Origin of the sequence: Paenibacillus phytohabitans (assembly GCF_013141775.1) — a bacterium.
Classification (GTDB): domain Bacteria; phylum Bacillota; class Bacilli; order Paenibacillales; family Paenibacillaceae; genus Paenibacillus_AQ; species Paenibacillus_AQ phytohabitans.
On the sequence record NZ_WHOB01000097.1, the window covers coordinates 172,464 to 194,401 of the forward strand.

The 21,938-nt window shown below is 52.3% G+C and carries 18 protein-coding genes; 15 read left to right on the plus strand and 3 right to left on the minus strand.

All coding sequences use genetic code 11. The annotated features are described in order from the left end of the window. Positions 1–711 precede the first annotated feature (711 nt). Positions 712–1,737 (plus strand): LacI family DNA-binding transcriptional regulator, encoded by a 1,026-nt coding sequence (locus GC101_RS34330; RefSeq protein WP_171720958.1) that lies wholly within the window; start codon positions 712–714, stop codon positions 1,735–1,737. 154 nt (positions 1,738–1,891) lie between these two features. Here the strand turns inward: GC101_RS34330 and GC101_RS34335 are convergent, their stop codons facing one another. Further along, positions 1,892–2,845, minus strand: a complete 954-nt coding sequence (locus GC101_RS34335) for a sugar kinase (RefSeq protein WP_171720959.1) — start codon at positions 2,843–2,845, stop codon at positions 1,892–1,894. 558 nt (positions 2,846–3,403) lie between these two features. On the opposite strand from GC101_RS34335, the gene GC101_RS34340 reads away from it, so the two are divergent. From GC101_RS34340 to holA, 4 genes are all read left to right on the plus strand, one after another. Next, a complete protein-coding gene (locus tag GC101_RS34340; protein ID WP_042238620.1) occupies positions 3,404–4,045 on the plus strand; it encodes a bifunctional 2-keto-4-hydroxyglutarate aldolase/2-keto-3-deoxy-6-phosphogluconate aldolase in 642 nt (213 codons plus the stop codon). 720 nt (positions 4,046–4,765) lie between these two features. Beyond that, a complete protein-coding gene (locus GC101_RS34345) occupies positions 4,766–5,317 on the plus strand; it encodes an RNA polymerase sigma factor (RefSeq protein ID WP_039309588.1) in 552 nt (183 codons plus the stop codon). Next, on the plus strand, positions 5,314–6,579 hold the full coding sequence (locus tag GC101_RS34350) for an anti-sigma factor family protein (RefSeq protein ID WP_171720960.1): 1,266 nt from the start codon (positions 5,314–5,316) through the stop codon (positions 6,577–6,579). The genes GC101_RS34345 and GC101_RS34350 overlap by 4 nt, the downstream gene beginning before the upstream one ends. A gap of 287 nt (positions 6,580–6,866) precedes the next feature. After that, positions 6,867–7,886 carry a DNA polymerase III subunit delta gene (gene holA, locus GC101_RS34355; protein ID WP_171720961.1) on the plus strand — a complete coding sequence of 340 codons (1,020 nt, stop codon included), beginning with the start codon at positions 6,867–6,869 and terminating at the stop codon, positions 7,884–7,886. Positions 7,887–8,050: 164 nt separating this feature from the next. Here the strand turns inward: holA and rpsT are convergent, their stop codons facing one another. Beyond that, positions 8,051–8,323 (minus strand): 30S ribosomal protein S20, encoded by a 273-nt coding sequence (rpsT, locus tag GC101_RS34360; RefSeq protein ID WP_039309591.1) that lies wholly within the window; start codon positions 8,321–8,323, stop codon positions 8,051–8,053. A gap of 180 nt (positions 8,324–8,503) precedes the next feature. Here rpsT and gpr point away from each other — a divergent pair, with 180 nt between their 5' ends. From gpr to GC101_RS34390, 6 genes are all read left to right on the plus strand, one after another. After that, positions 8,504–9,514 carry a GPR endopeptidase gene (gene gpr, locus GC101_RS34365; RefSeq protein ID WP_042139471.1) on the plus strand — a complete coding sequence of 337 codons (1,011 nt, stop codon included), beginning with the start codon at positions 8,504–8,506 and terminating at the stop codon, positions 9,512–9,514. A 160-nt stretch (positions 9,515–9,674) separates the two neighbouring features. Further along, positions 9,675–11,087: a stage II sporulation protein P gene (locus tag GC101_RS34370; protein WP_171720962.1), complete on the plus strand. Its 1,413-nt coding sequence runs from the start codon at positions 9,675–9,677 to the stop codon at positions 11,085–11,087. A 30-nt stretch (positions 11,088–11,117) separates the two neighbouring features. Then, positions 11,118–11,636, plus strand: coding sequence for a hypothetical protein (locus GC101_RS34375; RefSeq protein ID WP_171720843.1), 519 nt, complete (start codon positions 11,118–11,120; stop codon positions 11,634–11,636). 225 nt (positions 11,637–11,861) lie between these two features. Next, complete coding sequence (lepA, locus tag GC101_RS34380) at positions 11,862–13,673, plus strand: translation elongation factor 4 (protein WP_042216867.1); 1,812 nt, start codon at positions 11,862–11,864, stop codon at positions 13,671–13,673. A gap of 239 nt (positions 13,674–13,912) precedes the next feature. Next, positions 13,913–15,085, plus strand: a complete 1,173-nt coding sequence (gene hemW, locus GC101_RS34385; RefSeq protein WP_171720963.1) for a radical SAM family heme chaperone HemW — start codon at positions 13,913–13,915, stop codon at positions 15,083–15,085. Between the two features lie 92 nt (positions 15,086–15,177). Continuing rightward, positions 15,178–15,669, plus strand: a complete 492-nt coding sequence (locus tag GC101_RS34390; protein WP_171721047.1) for an N-acetyltransferase — start codon at positions 15,178–15,180, stop codon at positions 15,667–15,669. A 218-nt stretch (positions 15,670–15,887) separates the two neighbouring features. Here GC101_RS34390 and GC101_RS34395 read toward each other — a convergent pair whose 3' ends face one another. Continuing rightward, positions 15,888–16,595 (minus strand): hypothetical protein, encoded by a 708-nt coding sequence (locus GC101_RS34395; protein WP_171720964.1) that lies wholly within the window; start codon positions 16,593–16,595, stop codon positions 15,888–15,890. Positions 16,596–16,825: 230 nt separating this feature from the next. Here GC101_RS34395 and hrcA point away from each other — a divergent pair, with 230 nt between their 5' ends. The 4 genes from hrcA to dnaJ all read left to right on the plus strand — a co-directional run bounded on the left by hrcA (position 16,826) and on the right by dnaJ (position 21,798). Further along, positions 16,826–17,857: a heat-inducible transcriptional repressor HrcA gene (hrcA, locus tag GC101_RS34400; RefSeq protein WP_039309603.1), complete on the plus strand. Its 1,032-nt coding sequence runs from the start codon at positions 16,826–16,828 to the stop codon at positions 17,855–17,857. Between the two features lie 73 nt (positions 17,858–17,930). Then, positions 17,931–18,497, plus strand: a complete 567-nt coding sequence (grpE, locus tag GC101_RS34405; RefSeq protein ID WP_144026116.1) for a nucleotide exchange factor GrpE — start codon at positions 17,931–17,933, stop codon at positions 18,495–18,497. A 110-nt stretch (positions 18,498–18,607) separates the two neighbouring features. After that, positions 18,608–20,455 (plus strand): molecular chaperone DnaK, encoded by a 1,848-nt coding sequence (gene dnaK / locus GC101_RS34410; protein ID WP_171720965.1) that lies wholly within the window; start codon positions 18,608–18,610, stop codon positions 20,453–20,455. 218 nt (positions 20,456–20,673) lie between these two features. After that, positions 20,674–21,798 carry a molecular chaperone DnaJ gene (gene dnaJ, locus GC101_RS34415; protein ID WP_042139464.1) on the plus strand — a complete coding sequence of 375 codons (1,125 nt, stop codon included), beginning with the start codon at positions 20,674–20,676 and terminating at the stop codon, positions 21,796–21,798. The last annotated feature ends 140 nt before the right edge of the window (positions 21,799–21,938 follow it).

Consider the following 21,938-nt stretch of genomic DNA (forward strand, 5'->3'; position numbering starts at 1 on the left):
ACTCAACGATGCTGAGTGATGAACAGATTCATGTTACATTGCTTTGCTATCGTAGCAGGTGTTCCGGATTGCGCGAGTTGGAGCTTGGTGCTGCCTTAGATGTCGGCTGATGCTGCCCGAGGCTCCGGAGCTGACGCATGCGAGGAGATGCAGGAGGAAACCCGGTGAGATTACGGGGGACCTCTTCTTTCTGCTCCCAAATCCCCAACTTCTCACATTCTGCGGTTTCCTGCCAAACTCCTGCCCCTTACGGACTGTAAAGCGCTTATTATCTCTATTTGGCACATTTGACCACTCTTGCGGACTGGAGTGCGCTTATTGTTTCCCAATCGTGCAGTTTTCGGGTGACTTACAGTGAATAAGAGCACTGGAGTCCGCAAGCACGGCGAAATGATGCTTTTTAAGAAAATAAGCGCATCTCAGTCCGATCCTATCGTGCTGGCAGCGCTTCTTAGTACCCTCTACTATCGCCTGCCCACCGCTAATGCCCCGGCACTATCCGCCCAATTCCGAATTGCTTTCCCTAACCTTCGACACCTCATATTTCCAATTTTCACGCCCTTAGCTCCATCCCTCTAGATAATTTACTAAAAAAAAGCTATACTTTTTGGTAATATCAGAAAGTAAAGTTTTTCTCCGTTTATCACTAGTAATCTTAGAGGTAACGTAATGAACAGGTTTGGTTCTATATAGAAGAGTGGGGCGGGGTAAATGAAAAAGCTGACCATAGAAGATGTGGCCCAGAAAGCGGGCGTATCGAAAAGCACGGTTTCGCAATTTTTGAATAAACGGTTCAAATATATGAGTGAAGCGACCAGACAGCGTATTGCTGAGGTTATTGATGAGCTGAACTACCAGCCGAATGGACTGGCCCGCAGCCTGAAGCAGAACCGTACGCATATGGTGGGTATTATTGTGGCCAATATTGATTATTCGTTGTCCATCCAGTGTATCCGGGCGATTGAGAATGAGCTGCAGCGCCACGGAATTCAGGTCATTATCTGCAACGCTGACGAGAATGCGGACAAGGAGAATACTTATGTGGAGACCCTGGTCGCCCGCCAGGTGGACGGTCTGATTATTTTCCCGACCGGTGATCAGGCCGCGCCATACATCAGGCTGATTGAAGCGGAATACCCGCTGGTCTTCATGGACCGGCTGGTAGACGGGATCTCGACCCAGAGCCTGCTGCTTGATAACGAGATGGCGGTGAAGACTGCGGTCAAGGAGCTGACCAAACACGGGCATGAGGCGATCGCCATATTGTCACTGCCGCTTGGCCTGAATGCTATTACCCCGCGCAAAGAGCGGATGAGCGGTTACAAAAAAGCGATGGAGGAAGCTGGCCTGCCGCTGCAGGATGCCTATATGCGCAGTGTGCCGCGGGAAGAAATCGCCATTGCGCTGGATGAGCTGCTACGGCTTCCCCAGCCGCCGACGGCGCTGATTGCCGCCAATGATCTTGTACTGGGGGAGATCCTTAAGTACGCGAACCGTAATGCCATTGCCATTCCCGGCCAGTTGTCCGTCATTGGGATTGACGATGCCGAATTCGCCCGGATCTATAATCCGGACATCACTACGATCCGCCAGCCGGCTTATGAGATGGGCATGCAGGCTGCGAAGATTATGCTCTCCCTGATCAACGACGCGGACGGCTCCGTGCCAATTACCTACCGTTTTCCGCCTTCGCTGCAGCAGGGCCAGTCGGTCAGGCCGCCGGTGCTGAAGAAATAAAACGGTTTATATAAAATTCTGCACAATAAGGAGCGTCATAATAAGCCGGGTGGCTTATTATGACGCTCCTTATTTCAAATTATAAGATTTTATATGCTGTTTGCTGAATCGCACTTTTTTGGATCAGACGTTCCCGGCAGCTGCGGGAAGCCGTTTACACGCCAGCGTTCATGAATTTCTCCAGCCCGTCACGGGTTGGAAGCCCATCCATATCGCCAGGCGACATTACGGCGAGCGCGCCGATCGCATTGCCGCGCTTCACAGCTTCGGCTACGCTCAGCTTCTCCAGCATCGCGCTGATTACGCCAACGGCGAAGCCGTCTCCGGCGCCGACTGTATCCACAACCTGCTCCACCTTGAAGCCGTCCACATAACCTTCTTCACTGGTGGACGTTTTGTAATAAGCGCCTTCAGGACCGAGCTTGATGACAACCAGGGATACGCCGCGTTCCAGATAGTACCCGGCAATCTCTTCCGGAGTATCAAGGCCGGTCAGAATTTTGCCTTCACCGTGTCCCGGCAGGAACCAGTCGCAGCGGGTCGCCAGGTCATTGATTGTATTGACCATGGTTTCTGTGTCCGGCCAGAGGGTCGGGCGCAGATTCGGGTCGAGCGAGACGGTTTTGCCGCGCTGCTTCATGAATTCCATGGCATGCAGCGAGAACTCATGGCAGGAAGCCGAGAGGGCGGAAGAGATACTGGTCACATGCAAATGACCTGCAGAAGCGAAATAATCCTCATTGAAGTCAGCCAGGATCAGCTTGGAGGCGGCGGAATTTTTGCGGAAATATTCAACCTTGGGATCTCCGGTCAGCACTTTGGATTTGATCAGCATGCCGGTGGAGAACTCCTTGGTTGTTGTAATGCTGTCCGTATCAATTTTCTCTTTATTCAGCGCACCGACGATGAATTGGCCGAAGTTGTCCTCGCCAAGCTTGGTCACATAACCGGTCAGGTGCTCCAGGCGCGACAATCCGGTGGCCACATTGCTCTCTGCCCCTGCCAGCGCTTTCGAGAAAGAAGTAACCTCATGCAAGGGGCCGGCTTCATTGGCGTAGAACATGGCCATAGGCTCCCCGAATGTGACTGCATCCAGCTGTTTACTCATTAATAGTTCCTCCTAAAAGTTTTGATAGCATCGACTTCCTGAATTCACTTCGCAAAACTCGCTACGAAAGCATACGCTTAAGTTTTGATAGCATCGACTTCCTGAATTCACTTCGCAAAACTCGCTACGAAAGCATACGCTTAAGTTTTGATAGCATCGACTTCCTGAATTCACTTCGCAAAACTCGCTACGGAAGCGTACTCTAAGGGTTTGGTAAGCATAAGCTAAGGTTCAGCATGAACCCCGTATAAAGCTGTGGGATCGAATATAAATTGAAATTATCACATAAAACGGTTTTGTACAATATGGCATTGCTCATTCAGCGGTCTTATTTTATTGGGAAGTTGCGTAACTCAGGCCGTAATTCCTTGATATATAAGGTTTTTATGCATTTCTTTAAAGTGTATTTCCGTTGTTCACATAAATATATATTGACTGATGGCAACAATATTATTACTATTTTCTTAGAAGGATAAAGCCTGTTGTTAGTAAATTAGATAAATTAGTTTATCTAAATAAATATTCTTATCAGAATGTACCCAGAGAGGAAGTTTCTAAATGAAGAAAATCAAAGTATTGCAGAACATCACGTCTGTTGGCGTTGTAGCCGTTATCCGCGCGGATAATGCCGATGATGCTTATAAAATGTCGGCAGCCTGTATTGAAGGCGGACTGAACAACATTGAAGTCACCTTCACGACTCCGGATGCGGATGTGGCGATCAAGCGCCTCGTTGCCGAATATGGAAGCCGCGCTGTGATCGGTGCAGGTACAGTGCTCGACCCGCTTACCGCAAGAATCGCTATTCTGGCCGGTTCGGAATTTGTGGTCAGCCCTTCTTTTGAAGAAGATACCGCTAAGATGTGTAATCTTTACGGCATTCCTTATATGCCGGGCTGCATGACGCTGAATGAAATGAAGGAAGCCCTGAAGCTGGGCGTGGATGTGCTGAAGCTGTTCCCTGGCAGTGCGTTCGGACCGGATTATGTCAAGGCTGTTAAGGGCCCGATGCCGCATGTGAACATTATGCCTACCGGCGGCGTGGATCTGAACAATATGGAGAAGTGGATCAAGAACGGCTGTATCGCTGTCGGCATCGGAGGCAACCTGACTGCACCGGCCAAAGAAGGCCGTTATGACCAGATCACAGAACTGGCTGCACAGTATGTAGCGAAATTCAAAGAGATCCAAGGTCTGTAAGCTGGCAGAGCCGTTCGCGGATCTGAAGCTTTATACCATGTGAAATGTCTTGCCTCTATTAGGCAGGGCATTTTTTTGTCTGCCTGATTTCCCGGTTGTGTAAATGATGGAAAAAGGCCGATCAGGGCAATACTTACAACTAGGACTGGGGTGCTGAAGCGCCTGCCGAAATTGATGAGCTTTCCTGAAAGGTGATGCCATGCCGGGCGATGATATTCGCAGCAAGCTGTATCCCACTTTGAATATGGAAGAGGCGGAGTATATAGAAATCCGCTCCGCTGTACACGGCTGCAGGGTGACTATAGGGGCTTTTTATAAGCTTCACCGGAACTATAACCATCCGCAACTTTTTACGCAGGGTGAAGTATATGTGCTAGATGATGATTCCAGAGAGAATTATGCCGTCCTCCTGCTGTGCGCAGCTACACTTTATAAATTATAAGGCAGTCTTCATTCGCAGGGGGTTACCATGCGGGGCTGCCTGCTTTTCATGTCATTTTTGTAACAAACTTCTATAAAAGAGTATTTGAATGATTGAAGCATCCCCTGTATGCTTAGTAAGGATTATGGACCGGTCTGCGGCAGCCGCAGAATCGGGAACCAGGTTCTTCATTATGGCGTTATTATCCAAGTTTGGTATTCTAAAAATATTGATTACAGGCTTGCAACAAATTCGCAGTCTTGCGCGTCAGTAAGATTGCATAGAGAGGGGGAACCTTCGTGGTGGAGCAGGGACTCATCAGAGCCGCTCAAGCGGGCGATCGCGACGCTCTAATCACCCTATTGCGAGAAATTGAAGGACATGTGTATAAGACGGCCTTCTACATTCTGCATAATGAACAGGATGCTCTGGATGCATCCCAGGAGGCATTAATCAGGGTGTATACCAAGATCGGCTCCTATGAGGAGAAGGCCCAGTTCAAAACATGGGTTCAGCGGATCGTGACGAACATCTGTATTGACAAGTTCCGGAGAACGAAGCCTACTGTTTCTATCGATGAGCACGAAATGGTGTTCCAGGATAATAAGCATAACGTAGAGCGAGAAGTGATGTCGGGTTACCTGGCGGAGGATATCCGCGAGGCGATCGATCAGCTTCCTGAGCATCACCGGACGGTGATTGTACTCCGGTATTTACAGGATTTTTCTTACAACGAGATTGCAGACTGTCTGGATCTGCCTTTGAACACGGTGAAATCCTACCTGTTCAGGGCCCGGGCACAGCTGCAGAATAGACTTCAGGAGTATCAGAAAGGTGGTGTGTCAGGATGAAGTGCGCGGAGGTGATGGAATGGATGCACCGCTATTTAGATCATGATCTCAGTCAGGAAGAAATGCTTGAAATGTTCCGTCATATCGATGATTGTCCTTCCTGCGCGGAAGTCTTTGACCGGCTGACGATGCTCTCCCGGCAACTGGAAGAGCTGCCGGACGTGAAGCCGCCCTTCAGTCTGGTCGACTCTATCCTGCCGCAGCTTGAACAGCTGGACCGCGGCGTCCGGGAGGAGCCTGTTATGGTGGGATCTGAAGATCCCAAGATTGTTCCCTTTACACGCCAAAGCACCCGCGGCAAGAAGTCCAAGGGCGCTTCAATAGCAACACGGACAGGCATCGGTGCTGCTGCGGCAGCGGTAATTCTGTTATTCGCCGTCTTCAACATGCCGGAGAGTATGCCGGGTGCGGATATGGATCAGGCGTATAATGCAGCAGGAAGTGAAGCTTCCTCTAAGATGATGACAGAATCCGCAGACAATGCAGCCACGGCGGATGCAGGACAGAACAACAGTACTGACGGCAGCGGCGAGATCTTCTTCGTAGAGCAAGCCACAGCGGAGCCTGATGTTGAAGGTACTAATGGTACTAATCTGAATAGTGCAATACCTGCCACGGAGGATAGTGTGAAGGGTGCTGACACTCCTGCAGCAGCAGACTCCGGTCCGGCTCCGGCCAAGGAGCCTCCGGCAACACAAGCTCCTTCCGCCAAACGCAATGCCACAGCACCGCCGGTAGAGAGTTCCCGGAAGGGCAGCAACGGGAATGCTGACCGTGCCGCTGATCCCGCAGGCCAGACCCAGATATTCATGGGCACGGCCCAGGAGGATGCGGCGGCTGATATGGCAGCTCCCGAGGAGGGAGCATTGCAGCCTCCCGCAGCACCGGAGCCTGGAGTAATGGGTCTGTTGCCTGCTCTGGTAGCTTCACAGCCTTCATGGCCATCCCCCGACGGCCGTTATACGGCTGAGCTGGCCGGACAGCAGGTTGTAATCTACAGCGCTCCGGCAGGCAGTGCAGAGGGAGAACGGGTTGCGCTGAATTCTCTGCCCATGGAAGGGGCCTGGGTCTCCGGCGTGTGGTCGGAGGATAGCAGCCAGTTCACCTATGTAACACAGCTGCAGGATGGTACGCAGGCAACGAAGACATACACGGTTCCGGGAGAGACATCAGCACCGGTTCCTTCTATTGCTCCATCGGCTCCCGCTTCCCCCCAGTCCAGCCCGGTGATTACTCCGGACGCGGCAACGTCCAATAAATAATCGCGAACTGGAACTTTTTAAGCACCTGCGGAATATGCTAGGGTATGAGGACAGGAATTACAGGATTTGCGAGTATCATCGGTATGACCGCCGGATGGTAAGTTTCTAGAGCTTCCCTCTCCGTCGTTTATATAGATGCGCCGCTGAAACGGAGCAACTTTGGCCCTGGCTGCCGAGGTTGCTCCGTTTTTGCCTATGTTTGCAGGCGTTTTTTTGTTAAAATGTATGAATGTATGTGTTGTACGTTGTACGCAACCAGGCAATGAAATGGAAAAGGAAGTGGCGGGATGGATGCCAAAACGGCGGCCAAAGACATCAAACAGGGGAAAATTTCACCGCTGTATGTGCTGTATGGCAGCGAGAAATTCCGGATGAATGAATTCACGGCCATGCTGGAGGAACACCTGATAGCCAAAGAGGACCGTGACTTCGCGGTGATTCCCTTCGATCTCTCCGAGACGCCGGTGCAGGCCGTCATAGAAGAAGCAGAGACGGTTCCCTTTATGGTAGAGCGCAAGCTGCTGCTGGTGCGGGATGCCGCCCTGTTCACGGCAGGCAAGGAGAACGCTAAGATTGAACACCGTGTAGAGCTGCTGAGCGATTATATGCAGCATCCTGCTGAATTCAGCGTGATTGTATTCATGGTGAACAACGATAAGCTGGATGAACGCAAAAAAATCGTCAAGACTGCCAAGGCCTCCGGCACCGTCTTAGCCTTCAATCCGCTGGGTGCGGAGGAGCTGCTGCGCTGGGTGGAAAAGGGCTTCCGCGACCGGGGCTGTACGACTGCTCCGGGCACGGCCGAGGTGCTCATTGCAAGTGCTGGAACCGGGCTGCAGGGCCTGTCGGCAGAGATGGACAAGCTGTGTCTGTTCGCCGGTACTGGCGGTAAGGTGGATGCTGCGGCAGTAGAGAGTCTGGTCCACCGCGGCACGGAGCAGAACATATTTACGCTGGTGGAGGATATCGCGAATCTGCGCCTCGATAAGGCGCTGAATACACTCTATGAGCTGCTGAAGCAGCGGGAGGAGCCGATCAAGATCGCTGCACTGATTGCGCGGCAGTTCAGGATCATCCTGCAGGTCAAGGATCTGTCCGGTCTGAGCTATTCGCAAGGGCAGATTGCCTCCCAGCTCGGGCTGCATCCATATGCCGTCAAGCTTGCGGGAGAGCAGGCCCATAAGTTCGGCAGCCAGCGTCTGCGGCAGATTCTCAGCATACTGGCCGATCTTGACTATCAGATGAAGACAGGCGCAATTGATAAAGTGCTGGGGCTGGAGATGTTTATGCTTCGCCTTGGCGTGTAATCAGGTACAGGTTAGGGTAGCCTAAGAGCCTGTCCGCTCCGCATCCATGCGGGTGGGCAGGCTCTTGGACTGTTCCGGTATAAAAAAAGAGCACAAAAAAACCTAACCGTATGCAGCATAGCGGTCAGGTTCTTCAAGTGCTCGTTATGATTGTCGCCCGTGGCTTAAGCTTGAGCCTTCAGAGCGTTCAATTTCTTAGCCAAGCGGGATTTTTTGCGGGCAGCCGCATTTTTATGAACCAGGCCTTTAGTTACAGCCTTGTCCAGCTTTTTGGAAGCAGCTTGGAAAGCAGCGTGAGCAGTTTCCACTTCCGTACCTGTCAGTGCTACATCAGCAGTTTTCACAGCTGTACGAAGCGCGGACTTCTGGGAAGCGTTCAGTGCACGGCGTTTCTCGATCGTCTTGACGCGTTTAACCGCGGATTTGATATTTGGCATTGCATTCACCTCCTGGAAGACATTCGAAATCATCATATGATTCACAACTTAAAATAGTTTAGCATGAAGGGTAGCAAAAAGCAACACTAAAAGCTTTTGAATTATAGCACCGGGGATTGTATAAACAGCGGCTTTCTCTCGCACACTATCGGCAATATGCTTAAGGAGGCTGAACTAATAATGGAACTGGATCTTCAGCTGTATTCGGTACGTACGGATTTGGCAGTGGAAGCAAAAGAAATGGCTCAGGCGCGGTCCAATGCGCCCATTCCCGGCGTCAATGAAGAGGTGCAGGAAGCAGATGGCATCAAGGTTACCCGGCTTGCTGTAGCAGACAATGCCGGTTCCCAGGCGATCGGACGGGCCATCGGCAACTACGTGACGCTGGAGGTTCCGGCACTGCGCGGAGGGGATACCGGCCTGCAGCAGAAGGTTTCCACAGTGTTTGCCCGTGAATTTGAGCATTTTCTGGACAGGATCGGCATTAACCGTAACTCCTCCGTACTTATTGTAGGGCTTGGCAACTGGAATGTAACTCCGGACTCTCTTGGGCCGCTGGTCGTGGAGAATTCGCTGATTACCCGGCAGTTCTATGAGCTGGTTCCTGATCAGGTCTCGCCCGGCTACCGGAATGTGAGTGCAATTGCCCCTGGTGTGCTCGGCCTGACCGGCATTGAGTCCAGTGAGGTTGTGCAGGGGATTGTAGACCGTACGAAGCCGGATGTGATAATAGCCATTGATGCCCTGGCCTCGCGTTCGCTGGAAAGAATCAATACAACGATCCAGATTGCCGATATCGGCATCCATCCGGGTTCAGGCATCGGCAACAAACGGCGGGGTCTTACCAAAGAGGTGCTGGGTGTTCCCTGCATCGCCATCGGCGTCCCTACTGTCTGCTACGCCTCAACGATCGTCAACAACGTGCTGGAGATGATGAGCAATCATTTCGGGAAGATGGAAGGCGGCGGTGCCCATACCAAAGAGATTATGGGCTTGCTGGATGATATCTCCGAGCAGGAGCGGCTGGCGCTGGTTAAGGAAGTGCTTGAACCGCTGGGGCATGACCTCATCGTCACCCCCAAGGAAATTGACGAGTTTATTGAAGAGATCGCCAATATTGTCGCCAGCGGACTCAACGCTGCACTGCATGAAGCGGTAGATCCGGGCAATGTTGGAGCCTATACTCACTAATCTGCACCATTCTTCACAGGCCCGCACAGTCTGCCGTAAGGCAGCACTGCCCTGCGGGTCTTCTCTATGTCCTCTCATTCTAAGGTTCTAGCATTACTCTTCCGCTCATAGATTTGGAGTATGAGAGATTACAGAGGGCTTAGAGGAGGACATAACAATCATGAACAGAAAATGGTTTCAGCTATGGAATATTGGCCGGCTGCGGGGAAGGCTGCTGGATGTTCTGTCGCTGGGGAGAACGATGCTGCTGCTGGCCGGAGGTTCACTTGTATTTTTCATGCTGCTTGGAGCCGGCGGATTGGCCGGACAGAAGCTGAACTCTTCACCCATTCCCTCTATGAAGGGCTTGGCTGCTTCACTCTCCAGCGGATTCTTCATGGAGCTGCTGGGCATGGAGGTTCCGCATTTGCCGCAGGGTGAGGAGCCTTCAGCATTCTCGGGCGACAAGGTTACCTCCTTCGTATTCCGGCTGCTCACCAGCGTCGACCCGGGCGATCCCAAAAGTCTGGTATCGCGTGAGATGCCCGGCCTTGCGGCAGATGATCCCTTTCTGCTGCGGGAAGGCTCCGGGGGGACAGGTACGGCAGGGGCGCCTGCGGATTATCATCCCGGTGTCGATGAGTTAGCGGCTGGTGGAGAACCGGGAACCGGTGCTGATCCGGGAACGGATCTGGGCACGGGCACAGAGGCGGGGACCAATGATCCGCCTGCCGGCGGCGAAACGGACAACCCGGGCGGAGAAGTTGTGCAGCCGGAGGCTACGCCTGCACCGGATTCAAGCGGTACGGCTACAGACCCTGGTCAGAGCGAAGGTTATTCCGGGAGCGGAGATGCGGAGAACGGTACCGGGGATACCTCGATCAAACGTATCCTAATCTATCATTCCCATCCCCGCGAGGCCTATAATCCTCTGCTTGGCGCAGCGAGCGATAATCCAAGCTCTGCGGTTCCTTCCAAGAATGTAATGCTGGTAGGATCATATATTGCCAAGCGGCTGGAAGCCCGCGGGATAGGAACTGTCCATGCACAGGAGGATTACGCCACGGAGGTGCCGGATTATAACTGGAACTTCTCCTATAAATATTCACGCATGACTGTGAAATCGGCGATGGCCGCCAATCAGGAAATGAGTGAGCTGATCGATATCCACCGCGACTCGCAGCGGCATGGCAAAACCACAGCAGAAATCAACGGTAAAAATTATGCGCAGGTGTACTTCATCCTCGGGCATGCGAATAAGAATTGGAAGCAAAATGAGGCCTTCGCCAATCAGATTCATCAGCTGCTGGAGAAAAATTATCCGGGAGTATCCCGCGGCATATGGGGGAAATCCTCGGGAAACGGGAATAATGGGGAGTATAACCAGACACTATCCCCGAACAGCGTGCTGATTGAGGTAGGCGGAATCGATAATTCTGCCGAAGAGCTGAAGCGGACAGCAGATATTCTGGCAGATGCCATCGCGGATGTGTACTGGGCCAGCCGGGATGCAGAGAAAGCGGCGGCGCCTGAAGAGGGCGATGTCAAACTGGAGGGCACGAGCGCGAAGACATCCGCAGGCGGTGCTTCCTAAGCTAATTCACTTGAAAAAGGAGCGGGGAATATGACGCGGTTCGGTAAAAAGCTGGTCATGGTCGGGATATGGGCGGGAGTCGGGCTTCTGGTGGGTCTGCAATTCGGCGGCGGCAGCGGTTCAGGAGTCTCCGGCGTGCTGCCGGGCTGGAACACTATGGCCGGGAATACTTCTTCGGCCGGTGGACAGCTCCAGGCTGGGCAGAGCGGCACAGCGGGAGCTGCGTCTCTTCCGGCCGCGGGTAGGGCTCAGGGCGGGCAAGCCTATGTATATGTGCCGGTTGTCATTGATCCGGATACCGGGGCCTATAAGGTGCTGCCTGTGCAGCAGCCGGTTGCAGCTGGTACGGATACAGCAGCCGGCACGGGGAGCCTTCCGCAGCAGGAAGTGAAGGACTACACTACCCTCAGTCCTGAACAGATTCTGATTCCCGGGGAACAGAAGCCGACCGTAGATGTGCTCGCGGACAAGACGGCCGGCCTGCTGCAGCAGGCTTCGCAGAAAAGCATACGCTGGGTAGTCTCCCTCTTCGATTCATCGGAGGAGTGAAGGAGTGTCCGTGTGCAGCCGGACAGACTTCGAAGGTTAATATGCCATAATGCAACGGTTGCCGCTTAAATTGGAGCGCGCAGCCGTTCCTTTTTCACGGATTCTCCTGTAATTTGTGGCTGCCCCGGGTGTTTCTTTATTTTCCCGCAGCTGGCGGGATTGATGGGTGAAGCCCGTACTGTTATAATAAGAGGATTAACATTAGGCTGTCTGTGGGGGTAAGGAATGACTGACGTTCAGAAACGACAACAACAAATCCGCAATTTCTCGATTATTGCACATATAGACCATGGCAAATCGACACTGGCTGACCGTATTCTGGAGTATACAGGTGCGCTCACTTCGCGTGAAATGCAGGAGCAGGTACTCGATCAAATGGACCTGGAGCGCGAACGCGGTATCACCATTAAGCTGCAGGCTGTACGCCTGACTTATCGTGCCGACGATGGACAGGATTATTATCTGAATCTGATTGATACACCGGGGCATGTCGATTTCACCTATGAGGTATCCCGAAGTCTTGCCGCCTGCGAAGGCGCACTGCTGGTAGTGGATGCAGCACAGGGGATTGAAGCCCAGACCCTGGCTAACGTGTATCTGGCACTTGATAACAATCTGGAGATTCTTCCGGTGCTCAACAAGATTGACCTTCCGAATGCCGATCCTGACCGGGTGAAGCAGGAGATTGAGGATGTAATCGGGCTGGATACGAGCGAAGCGGTTCTGGCTTCGGCCAAAGCCGGCATCGGCATTAAGGAGATTCTGGAGCAGGTCGTTAAGCAGGTTCCGGCGCCGACAGGCAACTCCGAAGAACCGCTCAAGGCTCTGATCTTCGATTCCCACTATGACCCGTACAAAGGCGTTATCGTCTATGTCCGCGTTATGGACGGAAGTATCCGTGCCGGTTCCAAGATTAAGATGATGGCAACCGACAAAACCTTTGAAGTTATCGAAGTCGGGGCATTCATGCCGCGTATGACCATTGTGCCTGAGCTGAACATCGGCGATGTAGGGTTTATTGTGGCCGGGATTAAGCATGTAGGAGACACGCGTGTCGGTGACACCGTGACGGATGCCAAGAATCCGACGCCTGAACCGCTGCCGGGCTACCGCAAGATCAATCCGATGGTCTACTGTGGTCTGTATCCGATTGAGACCTCTGATTATAATGATCTGCGTGAAGCGCTGGAGAAGCTGCAGCTGAACGATGCTTCACTTAGCTTCGAGCCGGAAAGCTCCAGTGCCCTGGGCTTCGGCTTCCGTTGCGGCTTCCTTGGACTGCTGCACATGGAGATCATTCAGGAGCGGATTGAGCGCGAGTTCAATCTGCCGCTGATTACTACAGCACCAAGCGTTATTTACCGCATCAAGCTGACTAACGGTGAGACCATTCAGATCGACAATCCGTCGCATTATCCGGAGATCGGGACGATTGACTTCATTGAAGAGCCATATGTGAAGGCAGGAATTATTGTACCGAATGACTTCGTAGGTACAGTTATGGAGCTTTGCCAGAACAAACGCGGCGAATTCGTTAACATGGAATATCTGGATACGAACCGTGTAACCATAACGTATGAGATTCCGCTGTCCGAGATTGTCTATGACTTCTTCGATCAGCTGAAATCGGGAACAAAGGGTTATGCTTCCTACGATTATGAGATCTCCGGATACCGCCAGTCGAATCTGGTGAAGATGGATATCCTGCTCAACAATGAGCAGGTCGATGCGTTGTCCTTCATCGTTCACCGCGACCGCGCTTATAACCGCGGCCGGGTCATCTGTGAGAAGCTGCGCGGCATTATCCCGCGCCAGATGTTCGAGGTGCCGATCCAGGCATCCGTCGGCACGAAGGTGGTTGCGCGCGAGACCGTTAAGGCGATGCGTAAGAACGTACTGGCCAAATGCTACGGCGGTGACATTTCGCGTAAGCGGAAGCTGCTGGAGAAGCAGAAGGAAGGTAAGAAGCGCATGAAGCAAGTGGGCAGCGTAGAGGTGCCGCAGGAAGCGTTCATGGCTGTGCTTCAGATTGAGTAGCAGCGTGCAGGCTCCCTGGAGCTGACAGCTGGATTATAGACCTGCAAGGGAAGCCGTAGGGCTTCCCTTTTCTGGAAATATTATTTTTCCCGGAGAAACAGGATTAAGATAATAATCATCGCTTATTTCTCGCAGAAACGGGTGCCGTCCTAAGCAGGGCGGCGCAGCCGTTTCTTCTTACTTTTCAGCAGCAGAGGCTGCAAATAGCTTTTACATTAAATAGAACAAAGGAGACAGCTATGAACACAGCACGCAATGGCCGTCCCCCTGAGGCCGTATATATTCATATCCCGTTTTGCACCAATAAGTGCTTCTACTGTGATTTCAATTCCTATGTCCTGAAGGATCAGCCGGTCATGGAGTATCTGTATGCCCTTGACCGTGAGATGGAGCTGACCGTGAAGAACACGCCTCCCGGTGTAATCAAGACTATTTTTGTCGGCGGCGGTACGCCTACAGTGCTTAAACCGGATGAGATGGCATATTTCCTGCAATCGGTCCGCAGACACTTCCCGCAGTGGGATGAGAATATCGAGTTCTCTATGGAAGCTAATCCCGGCACTACCGATATAGATAAGCTCAGAGTAATGAAGGAAGGCGGCGTCAACCGGGTCAGCTTCGGCGTTCAGGCGTTCCAGAACGAGCTGCTGAGCGGAATCGGCCGCATTCATGATGTGGATGATGTCTACCGCAGTCTGGAGAATGCCCGCGCGGCCGGGCTGGATAATCTTTCGCTGGATCTGATGTTCGGCCTGCCGAACCAGACGGTGGATATGCTGAGAGAGAGCATCGACAAGGCGCTGGCGCTGGATCTTCCCCACTATTCTATCTATAGTCTCAAGGTTGAGGAGAACACGCTATTCCACACCCTATTTAATAAGAACAAACTTCCCCTGCCGAATGAAGAGGATGAGCTGGCGATGTATCTGCTGCTTATGTCCACCATGGAAGCTGCGGGTTATACGCAATATGAGATCAGCAATTTTGCCAAGCCGGGGATGGAGAGCCGCCACAATATTACCTACTGGCGTAACGAGGATTATTATGGCCTCGGTGCCGGGGCGCACGGATATGTAGGCCGCCAGCGGCATATGAATATCAAGGGCGTTAATCCGTATAATGAAGCTACGCGCAGCGGGCTGCCCCGTCTGGACAGCTTCCCTATCTCCGAGCAGGAGGCGATGGAGGATTTCATGATGGTCGGCCTGCGGATGCGCGAAGGGGTGTCGGATACGGCATTCCGCTCACAATTCGGGAAGTCGCTGGAGGATATTTTTGCGGGATCGCTGCATAAAATGCTTAAGGCAGGGCTGCTGGAGCAGACGGGGGACACCTATCGTCTGAGCAAGCAGGGAATCCTGTTCGGCAACGATGTATTTGGAGAATTTGTCGGTGCTTTGACAGAAGTTTAATTTTAAAATACCCCTTGAATTGTAATTCACTCTGTTGTATATTTATTCATATTAACAACGAGGGGTGAGTCAAAGTGCTTGTCAAAACGGATATGTTCCGCCAGTCTTCTCCTGCGGGAGATCAACAAGTGATATGCAGAAATGCTACAGTGGAGGATGTAGAGCCGCTGTATCTGATGATAGAGGAATACGCTCAGCGCGGAATTATGCTGCCCCGTTCCAGGCAAGCACTGACCCGCCAGATCGATCAGTTCGTGATTGCCGAAATCGGCGGCAGATTTGTCGGCTGCGGATCCTTGTTCAGACTCGGAAGCGACCTCGTAGAGGTGCGTTCGATCGGTCTGCGCGATGAAGGCAAGGGCAAAGGCGTAGGCTCGATGATTCTGGAGAAGCTGACGGAAGAAGCCAGACGCCAGAAAATCCCGAAGATTATGGCTTTGACCTATGCCGTGGATTTCTTCCTCAGAAACGGCTTCGATGTGGTGGAGAAGGAGATTTTCCCGGAGAAGGTCTGGACTGATTGTGTGCACTGCAAGAAGCAGCATGCCTGCGATGAAATCGCTGTGCTGAAGAGATTGGATTAAACCGGGGGGCCACAGGTTCTGCGGCAACCTATATAATAAGAAACCACTGCCCTACGGATCGGAAGCTCCGGGGGAGTGGTTTTTTTGCGCGGATATGTGGATGTTACACTTCACTCTATATAGTGAATATTTGGATCTGTGCTGCTGTTGTCGCTTCTAAGCATTCAAGTTGTATAACGTACAACAATTCCGCTTCGCACACAGATGCGGTTGACCGGTTACCTGGCATAAATAAGCTTGCGCTGCTGCTCTATCAGCTCGGCCAGCTCCGGAGTGGCATATGCAGAGTGAAATGAAGGGAACATTGTATTATAGGCAATCCTTCTGGTGGACCCGTCTTTCATTTCGATTTCCATCCAGTACAGATTGCCCACCCAGCTCTTGGTCTGTTTGGACAGCTCCTCTTGCGGGATGTACTCCAGCTTGGGGAATTCACGGATGAATATGGCGTTGGCCTCCGGAGTAAAGTCCATCAGCTCTGAACCGTCATTGCCGCTGATGAAACGGACGGTTTGTATTTTGCCCACGGCATCCAGCAGATCGTTAAGGGTTCTGGCTGCAGGGTTGCTGTACGCCTCATAGAGCTGGTCACCCGCCCAGATTCTCGCCGAAGGTTCATATCCATTCACTTCATAGAGCTGAGTACCTGTCTTCAGATTCGTGGCATCTCCATCCTGCATCTTCTTACGGGGACATCTATGCTCGGTTTTGCTGTAGGTAATCTTGCCGATAGCCTTTCCTTTGCTCAGTCCGCTGAGATCACTATCCGTATCACCGCCATAGAGGACACCATTCCATTGCAGGACGGATGCATAATCCACATCGTCAAAGTAACACTTGTTCTGAGTTGTTTTCACTGTATAGGCCGTAAGCAACAGCACACATAGGATCACGGCGGATAAGGCAAATAACCATGGTTTCATCAAGCGCATTTCATCACCCCTTGTTCTATCTGACGATGAAGCGGATGAATGGTTGCGGGGGCATATCCGAAATAATGGTTTTATCTTGAAAAAAATGCATCCGCCAGTGCTTTGTGATTTGTGAAACTGACTTGACAATGCCAAGGTCAGTTTGGTATTTTTGTATTAGTGGTTAGCACTCATCTGACTAGAGTGCTAACGAATCGGAGCCACAGCCGATAGGAGGGAATAACATGTTAACTGAACGCCAGAGAATGATACTGAATGCAATCGTAGATGATTATATTCTTTCCGCTGAGCCGGTAGGCTCGCGCAGTATCTCGAAACGCGGCGATGTAGGCTACAGTCCTGCAACGATCCGCAACGAAATGGCTGATCTTGAGGACCTGGGGTACCTGGAGCAACCTCATACTTCGGCAGGGAGAATCCCTTCTCATAAGGGCTACCGCTATTATGTGGACCATCTGGTACCGTGGAATTCCGCCGAAACGGCCGAACTGGGCACGATCCGCGCTTTTTTCGCCGAGAAGCTGAATGCGACAGAGCAGGTTATCCAACATGCGGCAATGATTCTTTCCAATATGACGAATTATACTTCCATCCTGCTGGGACCGGAGGTTTTTCATACTTCATTGCGCCACTTTCAGCTGCTTCCGCTCGATGACAACACTGCGGTGGCGATTATCGTTACCAGCACGGGACAGGTGGAGAACAAGATCGTCAACCTTCCTCCGGATATTTCTGTATCCGAGATGGAGAAGGTCGTCAATCTGCTGAACAGCAAGCTGGTGAATGTACCGCTCTATAAGCTGAAGAGCCAGCTCTATTCCGAGCTGGGTGAGGAAATGCAGCGTCACATCTCCCACTATGAAGAATTAATGCAGGTGCTGGACACGGCGCTCGAAAGCGACCATGAACAGCGCATCTATCTCAGCGGTGCAACGAATATGCTGACCCAGCCGGAGTTCAAGGACGTCGACAAGGTGAAGAATATTCTGGACCTGCTGGAAGAGACGCCAACCCTGCTCAAAATGCTGACCCCGGCAAGCGGCGGAACTGGGATGCAAGTGCGCATTGGTACAGAGAATAAGCATGATGCTTTTGCGAACTGCAGTCTGATTACCGCTACCTATTCGCTGGATGGCAAGGCGCTGGGGAGCATCGGTATCCTGGGTCCGACCCGGATGGAGTATGCGCGCGTAATGGGCATTCTGGGGATTCTGTCCCGGGATTTGACAGCGATGCTGGCACACTGGTATAAGTGAACAGAGCGTAATTGATTACGGTGAATGATGATAAGGAGGTGAAGACAACTTGAAAGAGGAAGAGGTTCAGGAAATGAATGAACAGAATGATCCCTCCATAAATGAAAACCAGGCTGCTGATGAGGCGGAAGCTGCAGAAGGCACTGGCACATTTACGGCTGAAGAGGCCGGCGAGGCGGCTTCAGGCAGTGGAGAGGATTTCGGACGGCTGCAGGAGCTTGCAAATGAACATCAGGCGCGCGCACTGCGTGTACAGGCTGATTTCGATAACTTCCGCCGCCGCACACAGAAGGAAAAGGAAGAGCTGGCGCAATATGCGACTTCCAAGCTCGTAACTGAATTGCTTCCGGTACTCGACAATTTCGAGCGTGCACTGGCTACATCTCCGGCAGGCGCGGATTCCGAAGCGTTCACCAAAGGCATCAATATGATTTTCCGGCAGCTGGATGGAGTGCTGAGGTCTGAAGGACTTACAGCTATGGAAACGGTAGGACAGCCTTTTAACCCTGAATATCATCAGGCGATCATGCAGGTGGAGAGCGAGGAGCACGAGGAAGGCATCGTGACAGAAGAAGTCCAGAAGGGCTATCTCCTGAAAGATAAAGTTCTTCGTCCGGCCATGGTCAAAGTCAGCATGTAGTTCTGTCTATATAAGTGAGCATTATTCTATGAAGGCAACGTTACACCACAATAATAATATGAATGGTTGAAGCCCCGGGCTTCACCTTATGTCTGAGGAGGCAAATTACAGTGAGTAAAGTTATCGGTATTGACTTAGGAACCACCAACTCTTGCGTTGCCGTTATGGAAGGCGGCGAAGCCGTCGTTATCCCGAATCCGGAAGGCGCGCGTACAACCCCGTCGGTGGTAGGCTTCAAGAAAGACGGCGAGCGTATCGTCGGCGAGACAGCTAAACGCCAGGCCATCACGAACCCGGACCGTACCATCGCTTCCATTAAGCGCCACATGGGTACGAACCACAAAGAAAGCATTGACGGCAAAGACTACTCCGCACAGGAAATTTCGGCGATGATTCTCCAGAAGCTGAAATCCGATGCTGAAGCCTATCTGGGCCAGACAGTAACCCAGGCCGTTATTACGGTTCCTGCATATTTTAATGACAGCCAGCGTCAAGCTACGAAGGATGCGGGCAAAATTGCCGGTCTTGAAGTTCTGCGTATTGTCAACGAGCCAACGGCAGCAGCACTTGCTTACGGTCTGGAGAAATCCGAAGACCAGACGATCCTTGTCTATGACCTTGGCGGCGGTACATTCGACGTATCGATCCTTGAACTGGGCGACGGCTTCTTCGAAGTAAAAGCTACCAGCGGTGACAACCGTCTGGGCGGGGATGATTTTGACCAGCTGGTTATGGATTATCTCGTGGCTGAATTCAAGAAAGAGCAAGGCATTGACCTGAGCAAAGACAAAGCGGCTGTACAACGTCTGAAGGACGCTGCAGAAAAAGCGAAAAAAGAGCTGTCCGGCGTACTGACAACTACTGTATCGCTGCCGTTCATCACGGTTGTTGACGGAGTACCACAGCACTTGGAGGTCAACCTGACCCGTGCCAAGTTCGACGAACTGACTGCAAGCCTGGTAGAGCGTACGCTGGGACCAACCCGTCAGGCGCTGAGCGATGCCGGCATGACGCCTGCTGATCTGGACAGAATCGTGCTTGTCGGCGGTTCCACACGTATTCCTGCCGTACAGGATGCGATCAAGAAGCTTACAGGCAAAGAGCCTCACAAAGGCGTTAACCCGGATGAAGTAGTAGCCCTTGGTGCTGCTGTTCAAGCGGGCGTGCTGACTGGTGATGTTAAAGACGTGGTCTTGCTTGACGTAACTCCGCTGTCCCTGGGGATTGAAACTGCAGGCGGCGTATTCACGAAGATGATCGAGCGCAACACTACGATCCCTACAAGTAAATCGCAGGTGTTCTCGACCTTCGCTGACAGCCAGCCGAGCGTGGAAATCCACGTACTGCAGGGTGAGCGCCAGATGGCGAACGGCAACAAGACACTGGGACGCTTCATGCTGAACGAGATTCCACCGGCACCGCGCGGTGTACCGCAGATCGAAGTAACCTTCGACATCGATGCCAACGGTATCGTTAACGTATCTGCTACGGATAAAGGCACCAACAAGAGCCAGAAGATCACTATCACTTCTTCCAGCGGCTTGAGCGATGCTGAAGTAGAACAGATGATGAAGGATGCCGAGCTGCACGCTGAGGAAGACCGCAAGCGTAAAGAACTGGTAGAAGCGAAGAACAACGCTGACCAGCTCGTATACTCCACGGACAAAGTCATCAAGGACCTTGCTGACAAAGTCGACGCTTCCGAAATCGAGAAAGCCAATGAAGCCAAAGACAAAGTGAAGGCTGCACTGGAAACCGACAACCTGGAAGAAATCACTGCTGCTACAGAGGCGCTGAATGAGATCGTACAGCAGTTGTCTGTGAAGCTGTATGAACAGGCTGCACAAGCTGAGCAAGGCGCTGAAGGCGGCCAGGGAGCTTCTGAAGGCAATGCCAAGAAAGACAACGTGGTAGACGCCGATTATGAAGTGGTTGACGATGAGAAGAATCAAGGGTAACCTTAAACGATAAGTTTCTATTTGGTGAGAGGGGAAGGTCAAAACCGGGGCATCCCGTGTTTTGGCTTTCCCTTTAAAATGTAAGGGTTTATGGGTTTCCCGTCATAAATTTCTTCTTACATTTCTCGAAGAAACGGTGCCGTCCCCGCGGGACGGCGTAGCCGTTTCTACTTGCCATGTTAAGGGCAGAAGAATAACGATGTACGGAGGTGAAAGCAGTGGCAGATAAACGCGATTATTATGAGGTTCTGGGCCTCGGAAGAGATGCTTCAGACGAAGATGTGAAGAAAGCGTACCGTAAGCTGGCGCGCCAGTATCATCCGGATGTGAATAAAGCGGGCGATGCAGAAGCCAAGTTCAAAGAGGTTAAGGAAGCTTACGACGTCCTCAGTGACGGGCAGCAGCGGGCTCGTTATGACCAATATGGACATATTGATCCTAACCAGGGCATGGGCGGCGGCTTTGGCGGAGGCGGCGGAGATTTCGGCGGTCTTGGCGATATCTTTGACATGTTCTTCGGCGGTGGCGGACGGCGTGATCCGAATGCACCGCAGCGCGGCGGCGATTTGCAGTATACGATGACCATTGAATTCAAGGAAGCGGTATTCGGTAAAGAAACCGATATTACCATTCCGCGTACGGAGACCTGTGATACCTGCTTTGGCTCCGGTGCCAAACCTGGAACGAAGCCGGAGACCTGTTCCGTATGCCACGGCAGCGGCCAGCAGGAATTCGTGCAGAATACACCGCTTGGACAGATGCGTAACCGCCGTCCCTGCTCCCATTGCAGCGGCACAGGCAAGATCATCAAAGAAAAATGTACAACATGTGCAGGCCAGGGCAAGGTTAAGAAACAGCGCAAGATTCATGTGCGCATTCCTGCCGGTGTCGATGACGGCGCACAGCTGCGCATGACCGGTGAAGGCGAAGGCGGCACACGCGGCGGCCCTGCCGGAGATCTGTACATTGTGTTCCGCGTCAAGAATCACGATTTCTTCGAGCGCGAGAACGATGATATTATGTGCGAGGTTCCATTGACGTTCGCTCAGGCGGCGCTTGGTGACGAGATCGAAATCCCTACCCTTACCGAAAAAGTGAAGCTTAAGATTCCTGCAGGCACACAGACCGGAACCTTCTTCCGCCTCAAAGGCAAAGGTGTTCCGCATCTGCGCGGCAGCGGAGTCGGCGATCAGCATGTCCGCGTCATTGTGGTCACGCCTAGCAAGCTTAGTGATGAGCAGAAGGACCTGCTCCGCCAGTTCGCCTCCCACAATGGAGAGAACACTCATGAGCAGGAGCAGTCTTTCTTTGACCGCGTGAAGCGTGCGTTCCGCGGGGACTGATCTTCATAAGAGTATTAATCCTGCGGCCCTACGGAGCCGCATAGCAACGCCCGCCTCCATGGAAATTGGAGGCGGGCGTTTTATATTTGGCTGGCGCAAACAGACCGGGCTGTCAGCAGAGTGGGGCGGACTGAGGCGGA

Excerpts from the sequence above, each read along its gene's own strand:
- GC101_RS34330 (WP_171720958.1), top strand. The coding sequence starts at position 712 with ATGAAAAAGCTGACCATAGAAGATGTGGCCCAGAAAGCGGGCGTATCG.
- GC101_RS34335 (WP_171720959.1), bottom strand. The coding sequence starts at position 2,845 with ATGAGTAAACAGCTGGATGCAGTCACATTCGGGGAGCCTATGGCCATG.
- GC101_RS34340 (WP_042238620.1), top strand. The coding sequence starts at position 3,404 with ATGAAGAAAATCAAAGTATTGCAGAACATCACGTCTGTTGGCGTTGTA.
- GC101_RS34350 (WP_171720960.1), top strand. The coding sequence starts at position 5,314 with ATGAAGTGCGCGGAGGTGATGGAATGGATGCACCGCTATTTAGATCAT.
- holA (WP_171720961.1), top strand. The coding sequence starts at position 6,867 with ATGGATGCCAAAACGGCGGCCAAAGACATCAAACAGGGGAAAATTTCA.
- rpsT (WP_039309591.1), bottom strand. The coding sequence starts at position 8,323 with ATGCCAAATATCAAATCCGCGGTTAAACGCGTCAAGACGATCGAGAAA.
- gpr (WP_042139471.1), top strand. The coding sequence starts at position 8,504 with ATGGAACTGGATCTTCAGCTGTATTCGGTACGTACGGATTTGGCAGTG.
- GC101_RS34370 (WP_171720962.1), top strand. The coding sequence starts at position 9,675 with ATGAACAGAAAATGGTTTCAGCTATGGAATATTGGCCGGCTGCGGGGA.
- GC101_RS34375 (WP_171720843.1), top strand. The coding sequence starts at position 11,118 with ATGACGCGGTTCGGTAAAAAGCTGGTCATGGTCGGGATATGGGCGGGA.
- lepA (WP_042216867.1), top strand. The coding sequence starts at position 11,862 with ATGACTGACGTTCAGAAACGACAACAACAAATCCGCAATTTCTCGATT.
- hemW (WP_171720963.1), top strand. The coding sequence starts at position 13,913 with ATGAACACAGCACGCAATGGCCGTCCCCCTGAGGCCGTATATATTCAT.
- GC101_RS34390 (WP_171721047.1), top strand. The coding sequence starts at position 15,178 with ATGTTCCGCCAGTCTTCTCCTGCGGGAGATCAACAAGTGATATGCAGA.
- hrcA (WP_039309603.1), top strand. The coding sequence starts at position 16,826 with ATGTTAACTGAACGCCAGAGAATGATACTGAATGCAATCGTAGATGAT.
- grpE (WP_144026116.1), top strand. The coding sequence starts at position 17,931 with ATGAATGAACAGAATGATCCCTCCATAAATGAAAACCAGGCTGCTGAT.